This window comes from Chitinophaga sp. CB10, from assembly GCA_001870995.2.
In the GTDB taxonomy this organism is placed as follows: Bacteria; Bacteroidota; Bacteroidia; order Chitinophagales; family Chitinophagaceae; genus Chitinophaga.
This window is the reverse complement of the sequence record MLAV02000017.1, coordinates 127376-149798: the sequence shown is the minus strand read 5'-3', so window position 1 is coordinate 149798 and position 22423 is coordinate 127376. Positions and strand designations below refer to the sequence as shown.

The following is a 22423-nucleotide window of genomic DNA, read 5'->3' as shown; positions in this document are numbered from 1 at the left end:
GAATAAAACTAAAACTGAACGGCCTGAGTCCAGTACAATACCGAACTCAAGCCGCTTAATTATATAACCTTTTGTCTAAGGTTTTGGGTTCACTTCAAATCGCTGATACACCCTTTTTTTATACTTCCGTTCCGGAATACTATTCCAGTCCGAACAAACCTTTATTCAGCAACTGCAGTGTTTTTTCCTTCAGCTGTGCATTTACCAGGATGGAAATGTTGTGGCGGCTGCCTCCGTAGGAGATCATACGCAGCGGCACTTCTTCCAGGGATGCGAACAGTTTGGTAATGATGGAAGGCGTAGCCGCCACTTCGTTACCTACGATGGAAACGATGGCCTGCTGGTAATCCAGTTCCACAGAACCGAAAGGCTGCAGCTCTTTCAGGATCATGTCCAGGTGTTGCGGGTTATCGATCGTGAGGGATACCGCTACTTCTGAAGTAGTGATCATATCGATAGGCGTACGGTATTTTTCGAACACCTCGAAGATTTTACGGAGGAAACCGTAAGCCAGCAGCATGCGGCTGGATTTGATCTTGATAGCGATGATACCGTCTTTGGCGGCGATAGCTTTCACACCGTTACCATTGGGCAGTTCGGTAATGATGGTACCTTTTGCTTCCGGCTGCATGGTATTGAGCAGTTTAACAGGGATGTTAAAATGCTGCGCAGGCCAGATGGAAGCCGGGTGCAGGATCTTAGCGCCGAAGTAGGCCAGCTCGGCAGCCTCGTCGAAGGAGAGCTGTTCGATCGGGAAGGTCTTCTTCACTACGCGCGGATCATTGTTGTGCATACCGTCGATATCTGTCCAGATCTGCACTTCTTCCGCCTGGATAGCGGCGCCGATGAGAGAGGCAGAGTAGTCGGAACCACCGCGTTTCAGGTTATCCACTTCCCCTTTTGCGTTGCGGCAGATGTAACCCTGGGTAATAAAGAGCTGGGTGTCTTTATTGCGGTCGAGCAGCAGGGTGAGTTTGGTTTTGATCTTAGGAATTTCAGGCTCTTCGAATTCGTCGATGCTCATGAAATCCAGCGCTGGCAACAATTCCGCAGCAATGCCTGCTTCCTGCAGGTAAGTGAAGAACAGTTTGGTGGAGAGTAATTCACCCTGTGCCAGGATATCTTTATTCAATGCCTCGTTGAAAGAGATCTTGAGAATGATATTCAGGAATTCGAAGTGTTCATCCACGATAGCCTTGGCAGCAGCACGGCCGGCGTCGGTCTTGACGAGTTCTTCGCAGAAAGAGCGGTAATGTGCTTCCAGCTTATCGATGAGCTGTTTAGCTTCGTCCTTCTTTCCTTCTGACAGAGACTGACCGATTTCCACGAGGGCGTTAGTTGTACCTGACAGTGCAGACAGCACCACAATTTTCTGGCCGCCTTCCGCGGTTACCAGACGGGCTATCGAATGCATGCGCTCTGGTTTTCCCACGGAGGTTCCACCAAATTTTAACACTTTCATCTGAATAATAATTGTATATGATTGATGAGGATTATTTTAAAAATTCAATTTAAACCTGGCTGCGACCTCTTTCAGATCTTTCACCACCGGCGCCAGCACAGGAATTCCGTTTTCCAAACGGTGTTGTTGCATTTCACGTTCCGGATCGCCGGGGATAAGTACTTCTTTCCCTTCCACGGGAGTGGCGGAGCGGAATCTGCCGATCCATGTATCCATGTGGGCTTTGAATTCATCGGCCGGGCGGAAGGCGTCTACACGCATTGCGCCGAAGAAATGGCCGAGTCCTTCTCCAACCGGGTCTGGCGCCAGCGGCAGGAAGCTCACGAATGGAGGCGCCCAGGGACCATAGTTGGCTCCTGAAAGCACGGCCGAAAATATATCAACAATTGCTCCCAAACAATACCCTTTATGACTTCCGTGGTCACGGTCGCCCCCGAGCGGCAATAATGCGCCGCCGCTTTTGAGCTCGTGCGGGTTGGTGCTGGGGCGTCCATCTTTATCCTGGATCCAGCCGTATGGCGCTTCTTCATTCTTACGCTGCAGGATTTCCAGCTTACCGTTGGCGGCAGTGGTGGTGGCAAAATCGGCCACAAAAGGCGGCTGTTCTTTAGCCGGGATGGCTACTGCAATGGGGTTGGTACCCAGCATACGCTCTTTTGAAAAAGTGGGCGCTACCAGCGGACTGGCGTTGGTCATAGCCATACCGATCATATCCCGGTCCAGCGCTTTCATGGCATGGTAACCGGCGATACCAAAGTGATTGGAATTTTTCACGCTTACCCACCCGGTGCCGGCATTCGCTGCTTTATCGATCGCTACCTGCATCGCGTAAGGCGCTACTACGAGGCCCAGCCCTGCATCGCCGTCCACAACGGCCGTGCTCGGGGTTTCGTGAACGATGCGGATATTGGGTTTGGCGTTGATACGGCCAGCTTCCCAGAGGCGTACATATCCTGATAACCGGGCCACTCCGTGGGAATCGATGCCTCTCAGGTCAGCAGCTACCAGCACTTCGCTGGCCAGCGCCGCATGTTCCAGGGAGCATCCCATGTGGATAAAAACTTCATGCGTAAATTCCCGCAGGTGGTGGTATGAAAAAATTTCTTCCATGAGAAAAATCTGAAATACTTCTAAAAACGATTAAGCCTGAGCGGTAGGACCTCCGAAATTCATCGGGAGGGAAACGGGTTCCTGATCCTGGATGGTACCATGAACGGATTCGTATTTCTTAATGTTTTCCACCATTGCCTTCATGAAACGCTTGGCATGCTGTGGGGTGAGTATTATGCGGGATTTGACTTTTGCTTTAGGCAGACCAGGCATCACATTAACAAAATCTACCACGAATTCGGCGTTGGAATGCGTTATGATAGCGAGATTAGCGTATTGACCTTCTGCCATTTCTTCACTCAGTTCGATGTTGAGCTGATGTTGTTCTTCCTGCTGATTTTCCATGTATTTACTGTTTAGCGGTACAAAAATAAAAAAAGAGGGCTCAAATGGCCCTCTTTTTTTATCAGCGCTGGAATTATCTGATTATTGATCCCACCATACTTTGGAGTTGATGGTGAGTCCGCCCGGAACATTTTCGGAGTTATAAGAGATTTCAGACTGTGGATAAGGCAGCCTGCGCGGGATTTCCTTACCGCTAACTTTGGATGTAAGGGCCGGGATGCCGGTACGGCGCCAGTCGGTGAACGCTTCCGGCTGCAGGTACATGGCAATGTATTTCTGCGTCAGCACCAGGTTCAGCTTATCCGAAGCCGCGTCGAAGCTGCCAGCAGTGGTCAGGTAGTTACCAATAGCCGCGCCCACTTTGGCGAAGGAGGCTTTCACTGCATTTTCGTAGTGCAGTTTTGCATTGACATTATCTCCTGCCCTTAGGTAGGCTTCCGCCAGGATGAACTCCACTTCATAGCTGGTGATCATCAGCACGGCGGAATTAGGAGAATCATAGAAGCCGCCCAGGTATTTGGCCAGGCGGGCATCGCCGGCAGCCGTCATGAGATTGGTCAGGTAGGTATTTGTGTACTCGGCGTACCCTTCGCGCTGGGTGTTAAACTGGTACAGCGGGTTAGCCCTTGATTCATCATCCAGGAAGTACACGGAAGCGTCGTAGGCTGATTCTGTGATGAGGCCACCCGCGGCGCCTGCGGCAGCAATCACTTTTGCAGCGGTGCCGGCAGGGTCTTTCTTGGTCTGGTGAATGAGCAAACGAAGGCGCAGGGAGTTGGCAAACCGGATCCATTTGGAGGCAGCGCCGCCATAGACTACGTCATAAGTACCGGGATTTACACCGGGTACAGGATTATTCAGGTCAGCGATAGCGGTGGTAATCAAGCCATCGATGGTTTTGTAGAGGTCTTCCTGTTTATCGTATTTGGACTTGTACTGTCCTTCCAGGCCCTTGAAGGCATCGGAGTAAGGCAGGTCGCCCCACACGTCCGTCATGGTGAGCATGGTATAAGCTGTCATCAGCCGGGTGATACCTCCCAGGAGGTAGTATTTCTTTGCGTCCGCAGTATGCAGGAGTTCCTGGTAGTTGATCAGCGTACCCTGATAGAGGCTGCTCCATGGGTTGTTGAAGTTATCCGCTACCAGCTGGTATTTTTCGTAGTTACCAAACTGCCTGTCCGCGCCGGTTACCTGTGCGGTAAGGATGCCCGTAACCAGGGAGAAGTCCGCCCCGCCCAATGTGTACGCGCCCGTTATCTGCGCGCCGGCAAGTACCGGGCCGGGGGAAGCGATCAGCGGTCTGTCCGGATCAATGTTTACATCCAGGTATTTTTTACATCCTGTGCTAAAGAGGACTGCGGCGATGCCGAATGCGGCTATGATTTTATTTCTATATTTCATGATGTCAGGTTTTTAAATACCACCTATGGTTTGCTTTTACTAGAACTCAAATCTCAGGCTGAAGCCATAGGTTTTTGTACCCGGGTTATTGAAGTAGTCGAAACCTTGCGCTTCCTGTGTACCGAACAGGCTTGTTTCAGGGTCTACGCCTTTGTACTTGGTGTGCAGCCAGAGGTTACGACCGATAGCGGAAACAGTTACTGCCTGGAAGTAAGGTTTATTCTTAAATAATTTCTTTCCATCCAGCCGGTAAGAGAGGGACAATTCGCGCAAACGCACCCAGCTTGCATCTTCCACAAACGGTTCGTTTACGAGGAATCCGCTACCTACGCCGGTATAGTAGTATTCATCCAGTAAGCCGGGGATATCGTTCTTCTCTCCTTTGGTCACCAGTTCGCCGGTATTGGCATCGATGTGGCCTTTCACACCGTCAAATACTTTGGTGGTGTACCTGTCGAGCGTGTTGGCGCTTACGCCGAAGTTGGTCATAGCGCCCCAGGTACCGTTCCACATGCTGAATTTCTGGCGGGTTTCGAAGAGCAGGTAGAGGGAAATACCTTTATAGGTGAAAGTATTGCCGAAGGATCCAATCCATTTAGGGTTGATATCTCCCAGGTATTGCAGGGCATCCTGCAGGATTGGCAAGCCTTTATCCGGGCTGCCGTCTTCATCATTGATCACGAGGCGGCCCTGCGCATCTTTCAGGTAGCCGGTACCGTAGAGCGTACCGTATTGTTTACCTACGAGTACGGAAGTGGAAATACCGGTAAATCCGTTAAAGTCGATCCTGTCCAGACCATCTGCCAGTTTCACCACATTGTTCCTGTTCTGTGAATAGTTGAAGGTCATGTTCCAGTTAAAGTCTTTGGTTCTAACCGGCGTAACACCGAGGGTTACTTCATGACCGGTGTTGGTCATGGTAGCGGAGTTCAGCCAGATGCTGCCGTAACCGCTGGAGTTGGCCACTGTTACCTGGTTGAGCAGGTCTTTACTGGTTCCTTTGTAGAAAGTATAGTCGAGTGTGATGCGATCGCCGAAGAAGCGGAGGTCAGCACCCAGCTCTACCTGGCTTGTTTTTTCCGCTTTCAGTTTGTCATTACCGATAACGCTTCCTTTGGAGTAGCCTACGAGGCCGTTATACGGGAAGGTGATACCATTGGTCCAACCGTCGCCGGGGGCAGTCTGACCATAATAGGTAGTGGTGAAATATGGGCTCAGGGCTCTACCCACCATGGAATACGCTGCCCGGATCTTACCATAGTTCAGCACTTTGGAATTCATTTTCAATGCATCCGTAAATACGAAACCTACGTTGGCAGAGGGGAAGAAGTACCATTGGTTTTCTACCGGCAGGGTACTGCTGGATTCATAACGGCCGGTTGCTTCCACAAACAGGTAGTTATCGTAGCTGAAGTTGGCCTGGCCGTAGAATGCCACACGGCGCTGGCGGGAGTTGGAAATACCCAGGCTATTGCTGAGCGTATTGGTAATACCCTGGAAATCGTTGGATACAAAAGCATCCCCCTGGGTATGGATGTATTTATACGTATAGTCGTACACGTTATGCCCCAGCATTACGCCATAAGTCACTTTCTTCGCGGTTTTCTGCAAGGTGGCGAAGAGGTCGTTGTTGATGGTATAGCTGGTCATCTGATCCTCGAAATACTGTCCGGATACAGCGGTAGCGGAGTATTTGGAATAGATCTGTTTACGGTTATCAGTGGAGTAGTCCGCGCCGGCACGTTCGGTAATGGTTAACCAGTCGAACGGTTTGTAGTTCATGGTCACGTTGCCGTAGAAGCGTTGCACATTACCGGTGTAAGGGTTCATGTTAACCGTCCAGTAGGGGTTATCGTAACCGCCGGTACCGCGGTAGCTGCGCTGTCTGCCGGAGTTATCGCCCAGCAGGTATGTAGCGGGGTCGTCGAATTTCAGACCGCCATTGGAGTTATCAAACGTAGGCGTGGTCCGGAGTAAGCCGAGCATGATACCGCTGGTATTGGAACCTTGCTGCGGGCGGTTACCTCCTGAATTGGCGTAGTTCATGGAGGTGACCATGTTGAATTTCTCGTTGAATTTATAGTCTGTAGAGAAGTTAACGGTAGTTTTTTTGAAGTTGGAGTTAGGGATAATACCTCCCTGGTTCAGGTGCGAAACAGAAACGCGGTATCCTAAGCTGGGATTGCCTCCGCTAACGCTGAGGTTATGTTGTAATCCTTTACCCACCACGAAGAAATCGTATGGATCATAGGCTATTGCTTTTTTACCGCCGGGGTTAGCGCTTTTGCCTACGAGGCGGCCGTTTTTGTCCCAGAGGTAGTTGGTGTTGCCGTCGAATACCATGGTATCAATAGCCGGACCGAAGGAGTAGGACCTGAAACCGCTTGGATCATCCGGCCCCATGTAGGTACCTTCCAATCCCTGTGCGAATTTATTCTGACGATCGGGGAGTTTGTTTACTTTATCAAAGTTGCCTGTGATGCCATAGGCTACGTTGAAAGTTTTACCGTCAGCGGTGCGTTTTCCTTTTTTGGTGGTGATTACCACTACCCCGTTGGAGGCGCGGCTACCGTAGATTGCGGCAGCGGCAGGGCCTTTCAGCATGGTAATGGATTCGATATCGTCGTTGTTCATATCCACCAGGCGGTTGGACTGGGTAACCCCTGCGGTACCGCCGGCATCGCTGCCGGTATTTACTTCGCTGTTGTCCATTGGGATACCATCTACAACAAACAATGGCTGGTTATCCCCGAGGGTAGTAGGGCCACGCATGGTAACGCGTACCGCTGCGCCGGGCGTACCGGAAGCGCTGATCACGGAGGCGCCGGCTACTTTACCGGACAATGCGCTGAGCGGGTTGGAAGGCGCCGTTCTTGTCAGGTCTTCCGCTTTGATGTCCTGTGCGGCGAAGCCGAGTTTTCTTTTGTTTTCTTTTGTACCCAATGCCGTTACTACCACTTCGCTGAGTGATTTATCATCCTGGGTGAGTGTGATGTTAAGGGTAGAGGAAGTACCCACCGGAATTTCCCGGGTATGGTAACCGAGGCTCCGTACCACCAGCACTGCGCCTTCAGGCACCTGCAGGTTAAAGCGTCCTTTCCCGTCGGTTACGGTACCGTTGGTCGTACCTTTGATTTGAATGGTTACCATCGGAATTGGATTATCATCCGTACTTCTTACGGAGCCCGAGAGCTGCCGCGTCTGGGCATGTAGCATGCTGACTACTGCCATAAGCATGGCAAAAAAGAGTAGCATCTTTTTCATAGATGATTCAGATTTTGGTTGAAACGTTAAACGATAAAAATTTTATGGGATGGAATTCCACAAGCAATAAAAAACCTCTCCCCTGCCGCTATGAGTCATAGCTAGCCTATAATGACATAGGAAAACATCTAAACAAGTTTTAAATAAATACATGTAATCATAGCTCACGCTATGGTATAAACAAAAACCCTTCTCTTTAACAACATTTATTACAATCCAGAGCAAAACTCTCAGGCAACAAATAACAGCAAATCCAATCTGGCACTGGTTGCGCGCAAATTATGGTAACAGTTTTATTCCACCAATTTATCAGGCGTTTTAACGTATTGCGACATGGGCATAACGCTATTTTGATTTAGATTTTGGTTGATGCATTGAGTTAGCACAAGGTAGAAAAAATTTGTAAAACAAAAACAAATTTCCTTAACATTATTTTAACGCGGACAACTACACGCAATTATCACATTGGATTTCAATACCTAAGCGCAGGGTACTATTATGTTTTGGCGATTTCAACTTTACCAGCCGGTCAGAAGTTCAGGATGGTTTGTAGTTGTATGGCGGATTTCCTGTTCCCGTCAATCTTATCCAACCCGCTCCCGATGCTTGTTACAGCGGGATAATACATTTGGCTGCATTTTGCCCATACGGTCCAGTTTTTCCTGATTTTGTATTTCAGGTTAATATAATACTGCCAGCCTTTTCCGTAATACTGGCCCACGCTGTTGTCGTACAACACGCTGCTTTCATAAGCGTATAACCGGGACTGATAGCTGTCCGTATAAAACCAGGTACAGCGGCCGCCGGCCTGCAAGGGCAGCTTCCGGCAACGGTAAGTCAGGTCGAAGTAAGTTAGGAAACCTTGCTGCGATGCTGATTCAGTGGTAGTAACGCGACTGTATTCCACCCGTGCAGCGGTAGAAAATTGTTTACTCCACGCCTGCTCCGCCTGGCACCGGATGCTTTTGGAAGCCTCCCGGTCAGGATATTTTGCAGCGAGCTTCATCCTTAACTGGTACTGCGAAGTCTTACGGGGCGTGAAGTTTAGCTGGGAGAAAAATTCCGTTCCCCCGGAAGGGTAATCCACTCCATACTTCAGCCAGGGGAATTTAAAGAAGTCCGCATAACCATCCAGCGACCATTGGCGGGATAGCTTTATGCTGCATCCCATATAAAACCCGCTCTCGTTCATGGTTTTGTAACTATCACCAAAGCCTTTGCTGTAGAGGCTTTGATACTGTTTACTGTAGTTCCTGTAAACCATGGCGATATCCGCATAGTTACCTGCGCTCATCAGTAAGCCCTGCAGGAGGGCGATGTTACCTGATTTATCCGCCGCTACTTCTCCGAAGAGGTGCATATTCCGGAAGCTGCCGGCGTAATCGGCGCTTATGTTCAGCAGCTGGTTCCCCCGGAAGTCAAACTGGTTATAAGGTTTAATTTCTTTTTTTATGGGGGGAGAAAAATTATGGCTGATGAGGTTTAGCGCCGCCTGCCACGCCCCATTCCAGCGACACGATATGCCATTGCTATATTGCGTCAGCTGTGCTTTCTTTTCGATTTCACCCGCTGTGCGGTGATAGCCGCTGGAAGCTACGGCCGTGGCTATACGTTCGTCCTCGATGGTATCCGTTACAGCCAGTGTACCGTCCAGCTTGCGCAGGGAGGTGAAGGCTGTGATGTCCAGCCGGGCGATGCGCGCGGTGACCGCTGCTCCCCGGAAAAAATAATATTCCCCTGCGGAGGTATATGGCCGCAGCACGGGCCCTTCCCGCTTTACCTGCAATACTGCGCCGCCCTTGCCGGCAGCCTGGCTATGCCACTGCAGGAGCCCCTGACCGAGGTTCACGGCATAGTCGCCCAGGGCCAGGTACCTGATGGCTTTGTAATTGGAGAGGAACAGGTGCGCACTGTAAAAGTCAAACCCTGCCTGTTGCCCGCCTTTGAAAAAACCTTCCCCGGCATCTTTTTCCATGCTGACGCCATAACTCAGGCGCTGGGAAAAATTATAACGGTAACGGATAAACATTTTTCCAGGGCTGCCGCTGTAAGAAGGTGGCAGGGTATCTTTGGGGGCATAACCTTTTGGCAGTTCCAGCTGCCTGCCGTAGCGCAGCAGTATGGACTGTTCTCCTTTGCGGAATAGCTCCCCGGGGGTATAATGCGCCTGCAGGTCATCTCCTACTTTTACATACGGCAGCAGTTTTTTGATCAGTGCCGGATCGAAGCCGGGTACGGCTTGCAGCTCATAGATGCTCACGAGGTCCCCTAACAGCTTTTTGTATTGCTGCAGGTTTTGGAGCTGTAGCGGGGACAGTACGCCCAATGAGGACAGGTCCTGCAGGTCCGCGGCGTTGAGGGACAGCCGGTGCTTTTGGCGGTATGCGAGCTGTTGCCATTGCTCATCATCTTCGCTGGCGCTGGTCGTGGCAGCCGTTTCATTTTCCAGCAGCTGCTGCAGTTCGGCGGGAAGTTGCAGCTCGGCAGGAAGTTGCTGCTCGGCAGGAAGTTGCTGCTCAACGGGAAATTGCTGTTCAGCGGGAAGGTGTTGCTCAGCAGGAAGCTTTCGTTTAGGCGGAAGCTGCTGGCCACCGGGAAGCTGCTGGTCACCAGGAAGCCTTCGTTTAGCCGGAATCTCCTGCTCAACGGGAGACTGTCTTTCACCCGGTGTTTTGCGCTCCTGGCCATTCGCCTGGCATATTACTGCGAGATACAGCAGTAAACAGGCGAAGGCTTTAACGGTATGATGCCGTGATTTGATGAAAGCCTGGAACCCTTGCGCCACCTGCTTTTTACATCGGGTTAAAATTGCCCGGATCTCCAAATCAGCAGCCATACTATTGCTTTTGCCATACTACGGTAACAGATGGCGTGAGGCCGAGCTGCTGGTGTAATGCCGTCCCTATATCGATCCGCAATTGCCGGATTGTGATCATCACCAGCGTTTGCAGGTAAGCCGGCAGACCAGTGACGGCCAGTTGCAGCGCCAATGCAGGCGCCAGCCGGCTGAGTGCCTGTACAGTGCCGTAATAATCTTTATGGATCGTGTTAGTTCCTTCCACGCTAATTAGAAAATCAGGAGAGGGCTGCCAGCCAATACCGGCAAAGTATTGGGTATAATCGCTCCGGATTACCTGCATGGCGCTGGTCCACCGCTTACCCATCTTCCAGCGGAAGCCGGCGCCTGCCACTACCTGCCCGCTGCTGCCATACTGCACTACCGCTTTGCTGCGGTAACCAAACTGCACGCCCGCCTGCACGGGTTTCCCCAGGCGGATACCCGCGCCGCCACTCAACTCCTGTTCCTTCCAGTACTGGTTTCCAAACTGCATCACCTGCATACCGATGCCCATATTGCGGATGGGCAACATGGCTGCAACAGCGTTTAAGGGAACGCTTCTCATACCAAAAGGCCATGTGGAATAAGCCGATAACGCAGCCGTAGCCGTGGCCAGTAACGAGGGGCTTGCCAGCGCCGAAAATGGATCTTTATCCCCCTCCCCAAAAACCGCCCCATGCCAGTACCGGACCGGGGGAGGAAGCTGCATGGCATCAGCAGAAAAACTAAACAGGAACAGGAAAAGCATGCCTGTGCGCGGGCATAATCGCAACGGGTTAAACATAACAACCTGGTTAAACAAACAATAATTTATAACACGAAAATAGCGTTCAAAAACAGGTAAAACCTTTAGCGAATGTTAACAGGAAAAATTTTTTTTGAAGGAGGAAAAAGTGCAGAAAGTTTTGATACCGGGGTGATGGAGCAATGCGATAGGGTTAGGAAATAAAGGGCGCTCCAACAACAGCATACGGCGGCAAACGGCAAAAAAAGGTTCCGCCTTCGCGGAACCCCATATCTCTAAAACAATCCATACAGCTGGGAATCAATCTTCGAAATAATCTCTCCCAGATCTTCCTCGCTGTCCGGGAATTTGTTCTTATCAATATCAATCACCAGCAACGGACCTTCCTTATACTTCTCGATCCAGTTATTGTAATATTCGTTCAGGCGTTTCAGGTAGTCCAGGCGGATGTTTTCCTCATACTCCCTGCCGCGCTTCTGAATCTGCGCTACCAGCGTAGGTACGGAAGCCTGCAGGTAGATCAGTAAATCCGGCGGTTTCACCATGGATTTCAGGGTTTCAAAGAAATTGAAATAGTTATCGAAATCGCGTTTGGTCATCAGCCCCATTTCGTAAAGGTTAGGCGCAAAGATGTGCGCATCCTCGTAAATGGTGCGGTCCTGTATAACGGTTTGGTTGCCATTCTGAATTTCCAGCAGCTGTTTCAAACGTCCGTTCAGGAAGTAAATCTGCAGGTTGAAGGACCAGCGGGGCATATCCTCGTAGAAATCATTCAGGTAAGGATTGTGCTCCACATCTTCGTACTGCGGGTGCCATTTATAATGTTTGCAAAGCATTTCGGTGAGCGTGGTTTTGCCGGCGCCGATGTTGCCTGCTATTGCTATATGCTTGATTTTAGTCTGTTTTGCCATGCGTATGTGGATATGGTCTAAAAAAGTATTGAAAATAAGGAATCAATAATATTTTAAACCGATTAATTTCTTCGCTGCTTCCAGGGTGGCGCTGGCGTTAGCCCGGGCCTTTTCGGCGCCCTGCTTCATGATTTTGTGCATATAGTCGGTATCACGCTGCAGTTCTTTCGCTTTTTCGCGGATAGGCGTAATGAATTTCACCATGTCCTCGCCGAGTTGCTTTTTCATATCACCGAAGCGGATGGTTTGGTTATCCCATGCCGCTTTGTAAAACGCTACCACATCCGGAGCGGAAACCAATTCCATCAGCGTAACCAGGTTAGCCACGGATTCAGGCATAGGCGCGCCCGGCTCGCCGGTACCGCTGTCTGTCTTCGCCTTCTTCAGTTTCTGTATGATCTTTTCATCCTCATCGGCCAGGTAGATGGTTGCCATCTCGTTTTCGCTCTTACTCATTTTACCGTTACCATCCAGGCTGGCAATGCGTACCAGGTTATCCCCATAGTTAAACGCTACCGGCTCCGGGAACAGGTCCCCGTAGCGGTGGTTGAAGCGCTGTGCGAAATTCCTCGCCATTTCCAGGTGCTGCCCCTGGTCCTTACCCACCGGTACCTTTACGGCACGCTGGATCAGGATATCCACCGCCATCAGCACTGGATAAGTTAATAACCCGGCATTTACGTTCTGCGGCTGTAAGCGCACCTTATCCTTGAAGGTAGGCACCTTTTCCAGCTCGCCCACGTAAGCCAGCATATTCATCAATAAGTAAAGTTCAGAGATTTCGGGAACATCGCTTTGCACATATACGACCGCCTTTTCAGGGTCCAGGCCGGAGGCAATGTTCTCTGCCAGCACGCGCATGACGTTTCCCGGCAGATCTTTTGGATCAGGATGGGTGGTCAGTGAATGCCAGTCCGCCACGAAAATGTAGCAGTTAAAGTCTTCCTGCATCCGAATAAAATTACGGATGGCGCCAAAATAATTTCCTAAGTGTAAATAACCGGTGGGGCGTATGCCGCTTACCACTATTTCTTTTTCTGTTGCCATAACAGGGCGCAATTTAAAATATCTGGCCGTTTATCCCTAATTTTGGAATACTATCAATTTACCAATTATAATTCATTACCTTTTCGTTTAATTTGTTTTATGGAAGTCAACGATACACTGGTACAGCAATTGGCAGACCTCTCCCGCCTGGAATTCAGCGCAGAAGAAAAGAAAGAATTTACCGGTGACCTGCAGCGGATGATCACTTTCGTAGAAAAACTCAATGAGCTGGATACCAGCAATGTAAAACCATTGCTCCATCTTACGGAAGATTATAATGTGTTTAGGGAAGATGTGGTGAAAAACTCCATCTCCAGGGAAGAAGCCCTGAAAAACGCGCCCGAAGCCACTGACGAATATTTCAAAGTGCCCAAAATCATCAAGAAATAACCTTACATGCAAAAGTCCGTCATTCACCTGGAAGAGATCCGAAAAAGCTATTACCTCGGTAAAAACGAATTACCCGTACTCAAAGGGGTTTCTCTTGACATATTCAAGAATGAATACGTAGCCCTCATGGGCCCTTCCGGCTCCGGAAAATCCACCCTCATGAATATCCTGGGCTGCCTGGATACCCCTACCAGCGGTACCTACGTACTCAGCGGACACGATGTAAGCAAGATGGACGATAACGACCTGGCCCGCGTACGCGGTAAAGAAATCGGCTTCGTATTCCAGCAGTTCAACCTTATGCCACGCCTCACCGCCGCCGAAAACGTAGCCATCCCCCTGATCTATGCCGGCATCGGGAAAAAAGAGCGCATGGAAAAAGCCATGGCCATGCTCGAAAAGGTGAAACTGGAAAACAGGGCGGATCACAAACCCAACGAATTGTCCGGTGGCCAGTGCCAACGCGTGGCCATCGCCCGCGCCCTGGTCAACGACCCTTCCCTCATCCTCGCCGATGAGCCCACCGGTAACCTGGATACCAAAACCTCCATCGAAATCATGGAGATATTCGGCACCATCCATTCCTCCGGCAATACGGTGGTACTGGTAACGCACGAGGAAGATATCGCGGACCATGCCCGCCGCATCATCCGCCTGCGCGACGGGGTCATCGAATCCGACCGCATCAACGAAAAATATATTGTCAACAGCTGATCCCCGTTATCAGCTTCCTCATACACCTTTATGATCCTTCCGGCCGCCTGCCGGAAGGATTTTTTGTTTTACTTTTAGTGTATGAAAATATATACCAAAACGGGCGACAAAGGTAAAACCTCCCTCATAGGCGGTACCAAAGTGCCTAAAAGCAATATACGCATCGATGCCTATGGCACCGTCGATGAACTGAACTCCTACATCGGCCTCGTCAACGACTATACGGCCGATCCGGATACCAAGAACCTGCTCCGGGAAATCCAGGACCGCCTCTTCACCATCGGCTCCGCCCTGGCCTGCGATCCCGACAAGGAAACCAAACTGAAGATACCCGACCTGCACGAAGCGGATATTACCCTGCTGGAAAAAGCGATCGACGGCATGAATGAGGAGTTGCCGCCTATGCGCTTCTTTGTGCTCCCGGGCGGGCACGTAGCCGTATCCACCTGCCACATCGCCCGCTGCGTATGCCGCCGCGCCGAACGCCTCTGCGTGGGCATGCAGGAACAGGAAATGTTTATTGAACCACTGGTATTGAAATATATTAACCGCCTCAGCGACTACCTGTTCGTACTCGCCCGCTGGACCGGCCACAAGCTCGGCGTAGAGGAAATTCCGTGGAAACCAAGAGTCAGCTAACTTTTATAAATTCGCCATATGTTTACAGGAATCATAGAAACACTGGGAGAAGTAATTGCCACCAGACAGGAAGGCGGAAACCTGGTCATTACCATTGCATCTGCCATCGCACCGGAACTGAAAATAGACCAAAGCGTATCGCATAACGGCGTTTGCCTTACCGTTACGGAGATTGACGGCAATACCTTCAACACCGTAGCCGTTGCGGAAACCTTACAGAAAACCAACCTCGGCCAGCTCACGCCCGGCCAGCAGGTGAACCTGGAAAGAGCCATGGTGTTCAACGGCCGTATTGACGGGCACCTGGTGCAAGGCCACGTAGATACCGTGGGTACCTGCATCTCCCGCCAGTCGCAGGACGGCAGCTGGCTGTTCCGCTTCCGCTACCCTGCCGGTTTTGCCGGCCTGATGGTAGAGAAAGGCTCCATCTGCCTCAACGGTATCAGTCTTACCGTATTCGATGTAACCACGGATGAATTTTCCGTAGCCATCATCCCATACACTTACGAGCATACCAATATCCAGTATATCAATGAAGGCGATACCATCAATCTCGAATTTGATATCCTGGGCAAATACGTAGCACGACAACTGGCAGTACGCCTCTAAATCCAGCCGCTTGAAAAAACTGCTGATCACGATATCCATCCTCTTTCCGTTGCTGGCAGCCGGCCAGCAGCGGAAACTGGTATCCGCCTACGCCGGGTACGATGTCAACGCCCTGCCGGAAATTTACAATTACACGCCCATCGGCATACGGCTTACTTTCAGCGACAGCACCACCCTGGAAACCACCGGCACCGCCAACGGGAAGCTGAAGTGGAATAAGCTGAACGTGCAATCCTCCAACGGCCAGGTTAACAACGGGGTACTTACTTTCAACCGCGCCCAGCTGCAAAAGGATCATTACCGCATCCGGCTCACCCTCAGCCTGCCGGGGGAAGCGCCCGTGCAAACGACTTTAGAGCTGCCCCACCTGGTGGGCATGCGCTTTAATCAATACGCCGATAGTCTGAAGAAAAATATAAGGTTCTATTTGAACGTGGAAGGGCAGTTCAGTAATGACCGCATCCTGCCGCTGGATACTAATTCCGTGCGGTTTAAGGCTTCTGCCGGCCAGCTGCTCGGGCAGGACCTGCTGCTCCCTGCCGGCGATACCACGCGGTTTATACAGGTGGAAGCATGGTATAAACTGGATCCTGAAAAATATTTGATTACGACGATTCCGGTGAAGCAATTACCGGATAAAAATTAGAGAAATAAAGAGGGGCAGTAGTAGCCTGCTGCAAAAAATTCAGTATATACTGATAACGTTCCAATCCAAGCCTACCATCCTGGCCTGGCGTAAAACCCCTAACAGCATCAAATCAACATCCTGGACTTCAACTCCAAATACTTATTCACCACGTTCACCGTTAACTGCTCCGGCGGCGTAAGTATGGACATAATCCCATATTTCCCCAGCTCTTTTGCAATCAGCTTTTTATCATACGCAAATTTTTGCGCAATCGTCTGTTTATAGATCCCCTCCATATCATAAGCTACTTCCTGCGTCACTTTCTTCAGCTCTGTATTTTCAAAAAACACCACCAGCAGCAGGTGATATTGCGCCAGCCGGCGCAGGTAAGGCAATTGGCGCTGCAGGCCTGACATGGATTCAAAATTAGTAAACAACACCAGCAGGCTGCGATGCGGCAGGCGGCTACGCAGCTGCACGCTCAGGGTTTCATAATCGCTTTCCTGCCACTGGGTTTCCTGCGCGTAGAGGGACTCCAGGATGCTGTTTAACTGCACCATTTTACTGCTGGCAGGCAGCATCTCCATCTTTTTTTCCGTGAAGGTTATGAGGCCGGCTTTATCGCCTTTACTGAGGGCAATGTTGCTGAACACCAGCGTGGCATTGATCGCGTAATCCAGTAACGATAAGCCTTCGAACGGCATGCGCATATTTCTCCCTTTATCAATCACACAATAAATCTGCTGGCTTTTTTCCTCCACGAAGCTGTTTACCATCAGGTTTCCCGTACGGGCAGTGGCTTTCCAGTTGAGGCGCCGTACGTCATCTCCTTTCGTATAGGGTTTGATGTGATCAAACTCCACGCTCTGCCCAAGGATGCGCCGGCGGTGAATGCCCACATGATCCTGCTCCTGCAGAAAGCTCTTTAGTGTAAAATGCCGCAGCTGCTGAAAGCTGGGGTACACGCTTACCGTTGTTTCATTATCCATCACAAAGCGCCGGCTGACTAAACCGAGCGCTGTACTCACAAAGACGTTCGTATAGCCGAAGACGTAGTTTCCCCTTTCTACCGGGCGCAGTTGATAAACAAACGTATGATCGGCGCCAGGCGCAATTTGCGTTTCCAAACTAAAATTCCTCCATTGGAATTGCGCCGGCACTTCTTCCAGTATCGTAATCCTGGCCGGGAATCCATAGCCGTTATGCACATGGAGTTGCACTTCATTTTCGTCCCCGTTGCTGAAACGGTTGGCCATCGCGCGTTCTACCGTAATGATATGGGAAGGCCTTGTCATCAGCAGGAAAATATCCGCCAGGGTGAGCGCTACCGCGATAAAAAACAGCAGCACGACAATGGAAAATAACACCGGCACAAAAAACGCTACCAAAAACAATAAGACTACCGCTCCCATCATCAGGAAGAACCTGTTGTGGAAGAAGAGACTTTTCAGGATGTTATCTTTTCTGGCGCCTGGCATATGGATACGATTATCTTGGAACTTCAACTGTTTTAACTATCTGTGCGATGACGTCATCGGTGGTGATACCTTCCATTTCGCGCTCCGGCGTAAGGATGATGCGGTGGCGCAGTACGTGCGTTACCATTGACACCACATCTTCCGGAATGACGAAATCCCGGTTGTTCATCGCCGCCTGGGCTTTTGCGCAGTTCATAACGGCAATGGATGCACGCGGCGAGGCGCCCAGGTACAGGGATGAATGCTGGCGGGTGGCATGTACAATAGCCGCGATGAAATGCAGCAGCTTTTCATCCATCCGCACCTGCTTAACCAGCTGCTGGAATTCAATCAGCTGGGTGGCGGTCAGCACCTTATTTACCACTGAAACGATGGCTTCCGGCGAAGGCAGCTGATTCATGGCTTCGAGGATGGCTATCTCTTCTTCCAGCTCCGGATACTTTACCTGTATCTTGAACAGGAACCTGTCCAGCTGGGCTTCCGGCAGGCGGTAGGTACCTTCCTGCTCAATCGGGTTTTGCGTGGCGATGACCATAAACGGCTTGTCCAGCTGATAGGTGTGCCCATCGTTGGTGATCTGCCGTTCTTCCATCACCTCAAACAGCGCCGACTGCGTTTTGGCGGGCGCCCTGTTGATTTCATCGATCAGTACGAGGTTACTGAAAACAGGTCCTTTTTTATATTCGAATTCACGGGTTTGGGGATTGAACACGGAGGTGCCCAAAACGTCCGCCGGCATGAGGTCGGGCGTAAACTGAATACGGGAAAAGTCAGCGTCGATGCTTTGCGCCAGCAGTTTAGCCGTAAGGGTTTTAGCTACGCCGGGCACGCCTTCGATCAGCACGTGGCCTTGCGCCAGCAGCGCGGTGATGAGCAGGTCCACCATTTCGGACTGGCCCACAATTACTTTTCCGATCTGTTCCCGCACTGCTTCTACTCCCTGCTGGAGCGCCGAAAAATCAGTACGTGGCTGAAATGTATTTGTATCCATTTCTTATCTGGTATTTATATAAAAGAGTTGAATGTTTCGATAAAGGTCCCGCACAAATTCGCTGTCGATATAGCCGTTGGACTGCACTTCATGCAGGAGCCGTACCATACGCGCCACCTGTGCCGGGTCCGCGCCGGATTTATGCGCCAGCAATTCCGCAAACGCTGCATCCAGCTGGTTGGTATTGATATAATAACGGCTACGGATATACTCTAATACATGCAGCATCATTTTATGCGCGATGTTGGCATGATCCTGCTGCTGGTAATACAGCTCCCCGATGGCGTCCACAAACTCCAGCGAAGCGTTGGCCACCTGGGGTTTGACAGGGATGATCCGCTGCCGGCGTTTGCTTTCAAACAATACATACAGCAGCATCAGCGACAGCGACAACCAAAGGGCCCAGCGGATAGCCGGATAGCGCAGCAGTACCTGCCACTCAGAGAATTCATCGTTACGGGATGATTTCTGCGTGTTATAAAAGTCGTCCCAGTAAATATTGGCGGCTATCGGGTCGAGATAACTCATTTGCAGCTCGAAGGCCTCGATATTATTGTTATGGAGAATAAAATAGTTGCTGAAGGTATAAGGATTCAGCAACACAAAAATACGGCCCTGGCCATAGCGGATCCGCACAAAGTTCGGATGATCATGCATCGTGTATCCTATCACCCGGGTGATACTGGTATCCGCCCTGGTAAAATAGCGTTCTATCATCGGGCCGGCATAGCGGTAGGAAGCGTTGATATCATTCAGCGTGTCGAGATAGGTTTGGGAGCCGCGCTTGAGCAGTCCGCCGTCTTCCGGCAGCTTCGTCACCAGGCCTAAACGCTGGTTGAGCAAGGGGTCCATTTTATTAACGGCGATAAACAATTCGTTGCCCCCGTTCACATAAGCGAGTAAGCTGTTCACATCGTTTTCCGTAAGGAATAGTTCGTTGGCAACGATGATATAAACGTTGCCGTTTTTATGCAGTTCCGTTTCCTTTTTGTAGGTATTGGAAAAAGGCTTGGTTACAACAAGCAATGGTTTGTTGGCAAACAGCGACGGGAGCAGTTTTGCGGCCGCGTAGGCGCCGCCCGCCTTTTTATCCTTGCTGGAAAAACCCGGGTCTGACATATCCGTGCTGCGCTCCGCTTCCCTGCCGGAGTGCATGCTGCCGGCTATCAGCAATACCAGCAGTATAGCCACTACAATTCCTGCTATGTAATATACTTTCTTACTCACTGCTGCTTACTGATTTGTTGTTTGAATTCATGGAACTGCTGCTGTATCCGCTCGAAATCTGTTGCGGCGATATTGAATCCGCCGTACCAGGTGTATTCATAGTCCATCGTCAGAACGGAAAAAGGTTTGTACAGGGGCGTATTCCGGAGGGTGCGCAGGTAATCCTTATTCGTTTTTTCTTTGGATGGTTTTATCAGGCCCGTTTCCGCCAGGAGGAACAGGGTGAAGAGGTACCACCAGCGGATGGCTTCGCGGATATTCCCGGCAGCCACGGCCGCGTCGATTTTTTGCTGGTATTCGGCAGCCGAGTGTACCTCCGTTTCCTCCGGCGTTACCACCGCTCCTACCAGGGCTGGTTTACGGAAGAAGCTGAGGCCGTTCCTGCGCATGTACCGGTAAATGAGATATCCCAGCAGCAACAGTACGATGCCGATGATGACCCAGCGGAAGATGATGATGTGGGCGGTGATGTAGAGCAGGGTAGCGCCGATGATGAGCGTCCACCAGGATACGCTTTCCTGGTCCTTATTGTCCGTATAATGCAGTTGTTCATCTTCCCGGAGTTCCCTCAGTTTATCAGCGAAAACATTTCGCCTGTAAAATCCGGGAAATCCTTTAGGCTCGGTGAGGGATGAAAGTGACTCGGCAGCTTCCTCTTCCTCTCCATAGGCGGAATCCGCTGCGATGGCGGCATAGCCGGTATCTGTCACTGCTTCGTCATAGGCCGGCGTGTCTACCGCTGGCTGTTGCGCAGCAGCGGGCTGAAGGAACAACAGCATCCAACAAGCTGTCAGTACGAATATGGCGCTGAAATACTTTTTCATTTTACGATCACCTTTCCTGTTTCACTGATGGCATATCCTTTTTTATGCAGAGAGATGGGATACCAGATGAAATAAAATATAATGAAATACAACGAGGCGCCCAGTATCAGCAGGCTGATGACAACAGGCATCGTAGCATGCCTGGTGATAAAGGCTTCCAGGAAAGCAGCCACGATAAATACGGGCACTAATGCCACCATGATTTTCACCCCGTCTTTCGCTGCTTTTTTCAGGGAGTCGATCCGCTTGTAGGTGCCGGGGAAGAGGAGGCTGTTGCCCAGGATCAGGCCTGCGCAGCCTGCAATCACGATGCTGGATAATTCCAGCGTGCCATGGATCATCACTACCAGCACCGCTTTCCAGCCCAGGCCGTGGGATACGAACAGGTAGTGGAAAGCGCCGATCATCACCCCGTTTTTAAAGAGCATGTACAGCGTGCCGATGGAGCAGAATATGCCCATGACGAACACGGATATCGACACATAAATATTGTTGAACGCGATGCGCAGGAACATATACCATTCCCCGGAGCTGGCGTAAACGCCGAAGGGATCGCCGTTGGCGATATTCCTTTCCGTCATGTTGAGGTATTCATCTCCGAGTACGCCGCGCACAAATGTTTCGTCATGAGCGGAGGAAAACGAGCCTATCAGCACGAATACGGAAAAGAAACAGAAGGCATAGAGCAGGGTGCGGTGGTACTTCCGGAACAGCAGGGGCAGTTCATACACGAAGAACTGCCGGAACCTGCCTTGGTCGTCCTTTTTGTGCAGGTATATTTTCTGGTAGATGCCGGCGGCAATGGTGTTGAGATAGCGCGTTACCTTACTAAAGCTGTAAAAGGTTTTAGCATAGGCGAGGTCGTCCAGGGTGGAGATAAAACGGTCTGACATCTCATCCGGATTGTCGGTGGGTTCCTCCTGGTATTTTTTCCAGCGTGCTAAGTTCTTCTTGATAAATAGAGATTCTCTCATGCCTGAATAGTGCAACAATATATAAACAATTGTGTAGATTTGAGCATGACCGCGATCAAAATCCCTACATCGTTTAACATCGACCTTGAGTTTGAGGCTGCCGACCTGGGCCAGCGCTTTCTCGCGTGGCTGATAGACCTGGTGGTGCGGGGAGTGTACGTGTTGATTTTTGCGCTGCTCATTGGCTCCATGGCAAGAATATTTGAAGAGCCTACGGTGGCTGTCATCTTCTTTCTTGTTATCGTGTTGCCGGTGATAGCTTACCCGTTGCTGTTTGAAATGTTTATGAACGGGCAAACGCCGGGGAAGATGGCGATGAGTATTAAGGTGGTGGGCATGGTGGGCAATGTGCCAACTACCAGCCAGCACCTGGTGCGCTGGTTTTTCCGCATCATTGAGCAGCCTGTTTTCTTCTGGGCGATCATCCCGGTACTGAGCATATTGAGGTCGCCGTTGAATCAGCGCCTCGGCGATGTGGTGGCGGGCACGATCGTGATCAGCACCAGGGCCAGGGGCAGTATAGAGGAAACGATATTCAGAGATTTGTCGGCCGTGGATTACCAGCCGCAGTTCCCGGAGATCTTACGCTTATCTGACAGGGATATGAACAAGATAAAAGAGCTGCTGGACCGCAGCCTGACGGGTGACCGGCAGCTGGCTGCGCGGGTAGCCAACCGGGTGAAGGAGGTGTTGAAAATCAATACTGACCTGCCTGACACGGTTTTCCTGGAAACGGTACTCAACGATTACAATTATTACACAACCGTTGAAAAGTAGTACTGTAAAGGGTTCCAGCGATTGTTAAAAAAATTTAAGAAAAAATAT

The 22423-nt window shown here is 50.6% G+C and carries 20 protein-coding genes; 6 read left to right on the top strand and 14 right to left on the bottom strand.

What is annotated here, in order from left to right; genetic code table 11:
• Nucleotides 1-139: 139 nt before the first annotated feature.
• The 9 genes from BOC67_RS21050 to trpS all read right to left on the bottom strand — a co-directional run bounded on the left by BOC67_RS21050 (nt 140) and on the right by trpS (nt 13124).
• Nucleotides 140-1462 (bottom strand): aspartate kinase, encoded by a 1323-nt coding sequence (locus BOC67_RS21050; RefSeq protein WP_291913276.1) that lies wholly within the window; start codon nt 1460-1462, stop codon nt 140-142.
• A 36-nt stretch (nt 1463-1498) separates the two neighbouring features.
• Nucleotides 1499-2572, bottom strand: a complete 1074-nt coding sequence (locus BOC67_RS21045; RefSeq protein ID WP_291913274.1) for an Ldh family oxidoreductase — start codon at nt 2570-2572, stop codon at nt 1499-1501.
• 30 nt (nt 2573-2602) lie between these two features.
• On the bottom strand, nt 2603-2917 hold the full coding sequence (locus tag BOC67_RS21040) for a DUF3467 domain-containing protein (protein WP_291913272.1): 315 nt from the start codon (nt 2915-2917) through the stop codon (nt 2603-2605).
• An 81-nt stretch (nt 2918-2998) separates the two neighbouring features.
• Nucleotides 2999-4318, bottom strand: coding sequence for a SusD/RagB family nutrient-binding outer membrane lipoprotein (locus BOC67_RS21035; protein ID WP_291913270.1), 1320 nt, complete (start codon nt 4316-4318; stop codon nt 2999-3001).
• Between the two features lie 39 nt (nt 4319-4357).
• The gene (locus BOC67_RS21030) at nt 4358-7582 is read right to left on the bottom strand and encodes a SusC/RagA family TonB-linked outer membrane protein (RefSeq protein ID WP_291913268.1); all 3225 of its coding nucleotides are present in this window, start codon (nt 7580-7582) and stop codon (nt 4358-4360) included.
• 529 nt (nt 7583-8111) lie between these two features.
• Nucleotides 8112-10418, bottom strand: a complete 2307-nt coding sequence (locus tag BOC67_RS21025) for a helix-hairpin-helix domain-containing protein (protein WP_291913266.1) — start codon at nt 10416-10418, stop codon at nt 8112-8114.
• A gap of 1 nt (nt 10419) precedes the next feature.
• Nucleotides 10420-10986 carry a hypothetical protein gene (locus BOC67_RS21020; protein WP_291913264.1) on the bottom strand — a complete coding sequence of 189 codons (567 nt, stop codon included), beginning with the start codon at nt 10984-10986 and terminating at the stop codon, nt 10420-10422.
• A gap of 455 nt (nt 10987-11441) precedes the next feature.
• Entirely contained in the window at nt 11442-12077 is a 636-nt protein-coding gene (locus BOC67_RS21015; RefSeq protein ID WP_291913262.1) for a deoxynucleoside kinase, read from the bottom strand.
• Between the two features lie 42 nt (nt 12078-12119).
• The gene (gene trpS, locus BOC67_RS21010; RefSeq protein WP_291913259.1) at nt 12120-13124 is read right to left on the bottom strand and encodes a tryptophan--tRNA ligase; all 1005 of its coding nucleotides are present in this window, start codon (nt 13122-13124) and stop codon (nt 12120-12122) included.
• A gap of 99 nt (nt 13125-13223) precedes the next feature.
• Here trpS and gatC point away from each other — a divergent pair, with 99 nt between their 5' ends.
• The 5 genes from gatC (at nt 13224) to BOC67_RS20985 (ending at nt 16122) form a co-directional block, all read left to right on the top strand.
• The gene (gatC, locus tag BOC67_RS21005) at nt 13224-13514 is read left to right on the top strand and encodes an Asp-tRNA(Asn)/Glu-tRNA(Gln) amidotransferase subunit GatC (protein WP_291913257.1); all 291 of its coding nucleotides are present in this window, start codon (nt 13224-13226) and stop codon (nt 13512-13514) included.
• A gap of 6 nt (nt 13515-13520) precedes the next feature.
• Nucleotides 13521-14228: an ABC transporter ATP-binding protein gene (locus BOC67_RS21000; RefSeq protein ID WP_291913255.1), complete on the top strand. Its 708-nt coding sequence runs from the start codon at nt 13521-13523 to the stop codon at nt 14226-14228.
• 81 nt (nt 14229-14309) lie between these two features.
• Complete coding sequence (locus BOC67_RS20995) at nt 14310-14867, top strand: cob(I)yrinic acid a,c-diamide adenosyltransferase (protein ID WP_291913252.1); 558 nt, start codon at nt 14310-14312, stop codon at nt 14865-14867.
• Between the two features lie 18 nt (nt 14868-14885).
• On the top strand, nt 14886-15476 hold the full coding sequence (locus tag BOC67_RS20990) for a riboflavin synthase (RefSeq protein WP_291913250.1): 591 nt from the start codon (nt 14886-14888) through the stop codon (nt 15474-15476).
• A 10-nt stretch (nt 15477-15486) separates the two neighbouring features.
• Nucleotides 15487-16122 carry a hypothetical protein gene (locus BOC67_RS20985; RefSeq protein ID WP_291913248.1) on the top strand — a complete coding sequence of 212 codons (636 nt, stop codon included), beginning with the start codon at nt 15487-15489 and terminating at the stop codon, nt 16120-16122.
• A gap of 107 nt (nt 16123-16229) precedes the next feature.
• On the opposite strand, the gene BOC67_RS20980 is transcribed toward BOC67_RS20985, so the two are convergent.
• Genes BOC67_RS20980 through BOC67_RS20960 form a run of 5 tightly spaced genes read right to left on the bottom strand, consistent with a single transcriptional unit; the run spans nt 16230 to nt 21598 of the window.
• Complete coding sequence (locus BOC67_RS20980; protein ID WP_291913246.1) at nt 16230-17582, bottom strand: DUF58 domain-containing protein; 1353 nt, start codon at nt 17580-17582, stop codon at nt 16230-16232.
• 10 nt (nt 17583-17592) lie between these two features.
• On the bottom strand, nt 17593-18573 hold the full coding sequence (locus BOC67_RS20975) for a MoxR family ATPase (protein ID WP_291913245.1): 981 nt from the start codon (nt 18571-18573) through the stop codon (nt 17593-17595).
• Between the two features lie 3 nt (nt 18574-18576).
• Complete coding sequence (locus BOC67_RS20970; RefSeq protein ID WP_291913244.1) at nt 18577-19800, bottom strand: DUF4350 domain-containing protein; 1224 nt, start codon at nt 19798-19800, stop codon at nt 18577-18579.
• Nucleotides 19797-20624, bottom strand: coding sequence for a hypothetical protein (locus BOC67_RS20965; protein WP_291913243.1), 828 nt, complete (start codon nt 20622-20624; stop codon nt 19797-19799). The genes BOC67_RS20970 and BOC67_RS20965 overlap by 4 nt, the downstream gene beginning before the upstream one ends.
• Entirely contained in the window at nt 20621-21598 is a 978-nt protein-coding gene (locus tag BOC67_RS20960; RefSeq protein WP_291913242.1) for a stage II sporulation protein M, read from the bottom strand. Before BOC67_RS20960 ends, BOC67_RS20965 begins: the two co-directional genes overlap by 4 nt.
• A gap of 45 nt (nt 21599-21643) precedes the next feature.
• Between BOC67_RS20960 and BOC67_RS20955 the strand changes: the two genes are divergently transcribed.
• Nucleotides 21644-22375, top strand: a complete 732-nt coding sequence (locus BOC67_RS20955; RefSeq protein WP_291913241.1) for an RDD family protein — start codon at nt 21644-21646, stop codon at nt 22373-22375.
• Nucleotides 22376-22423 lie beyond the last annotated feature (48 nt).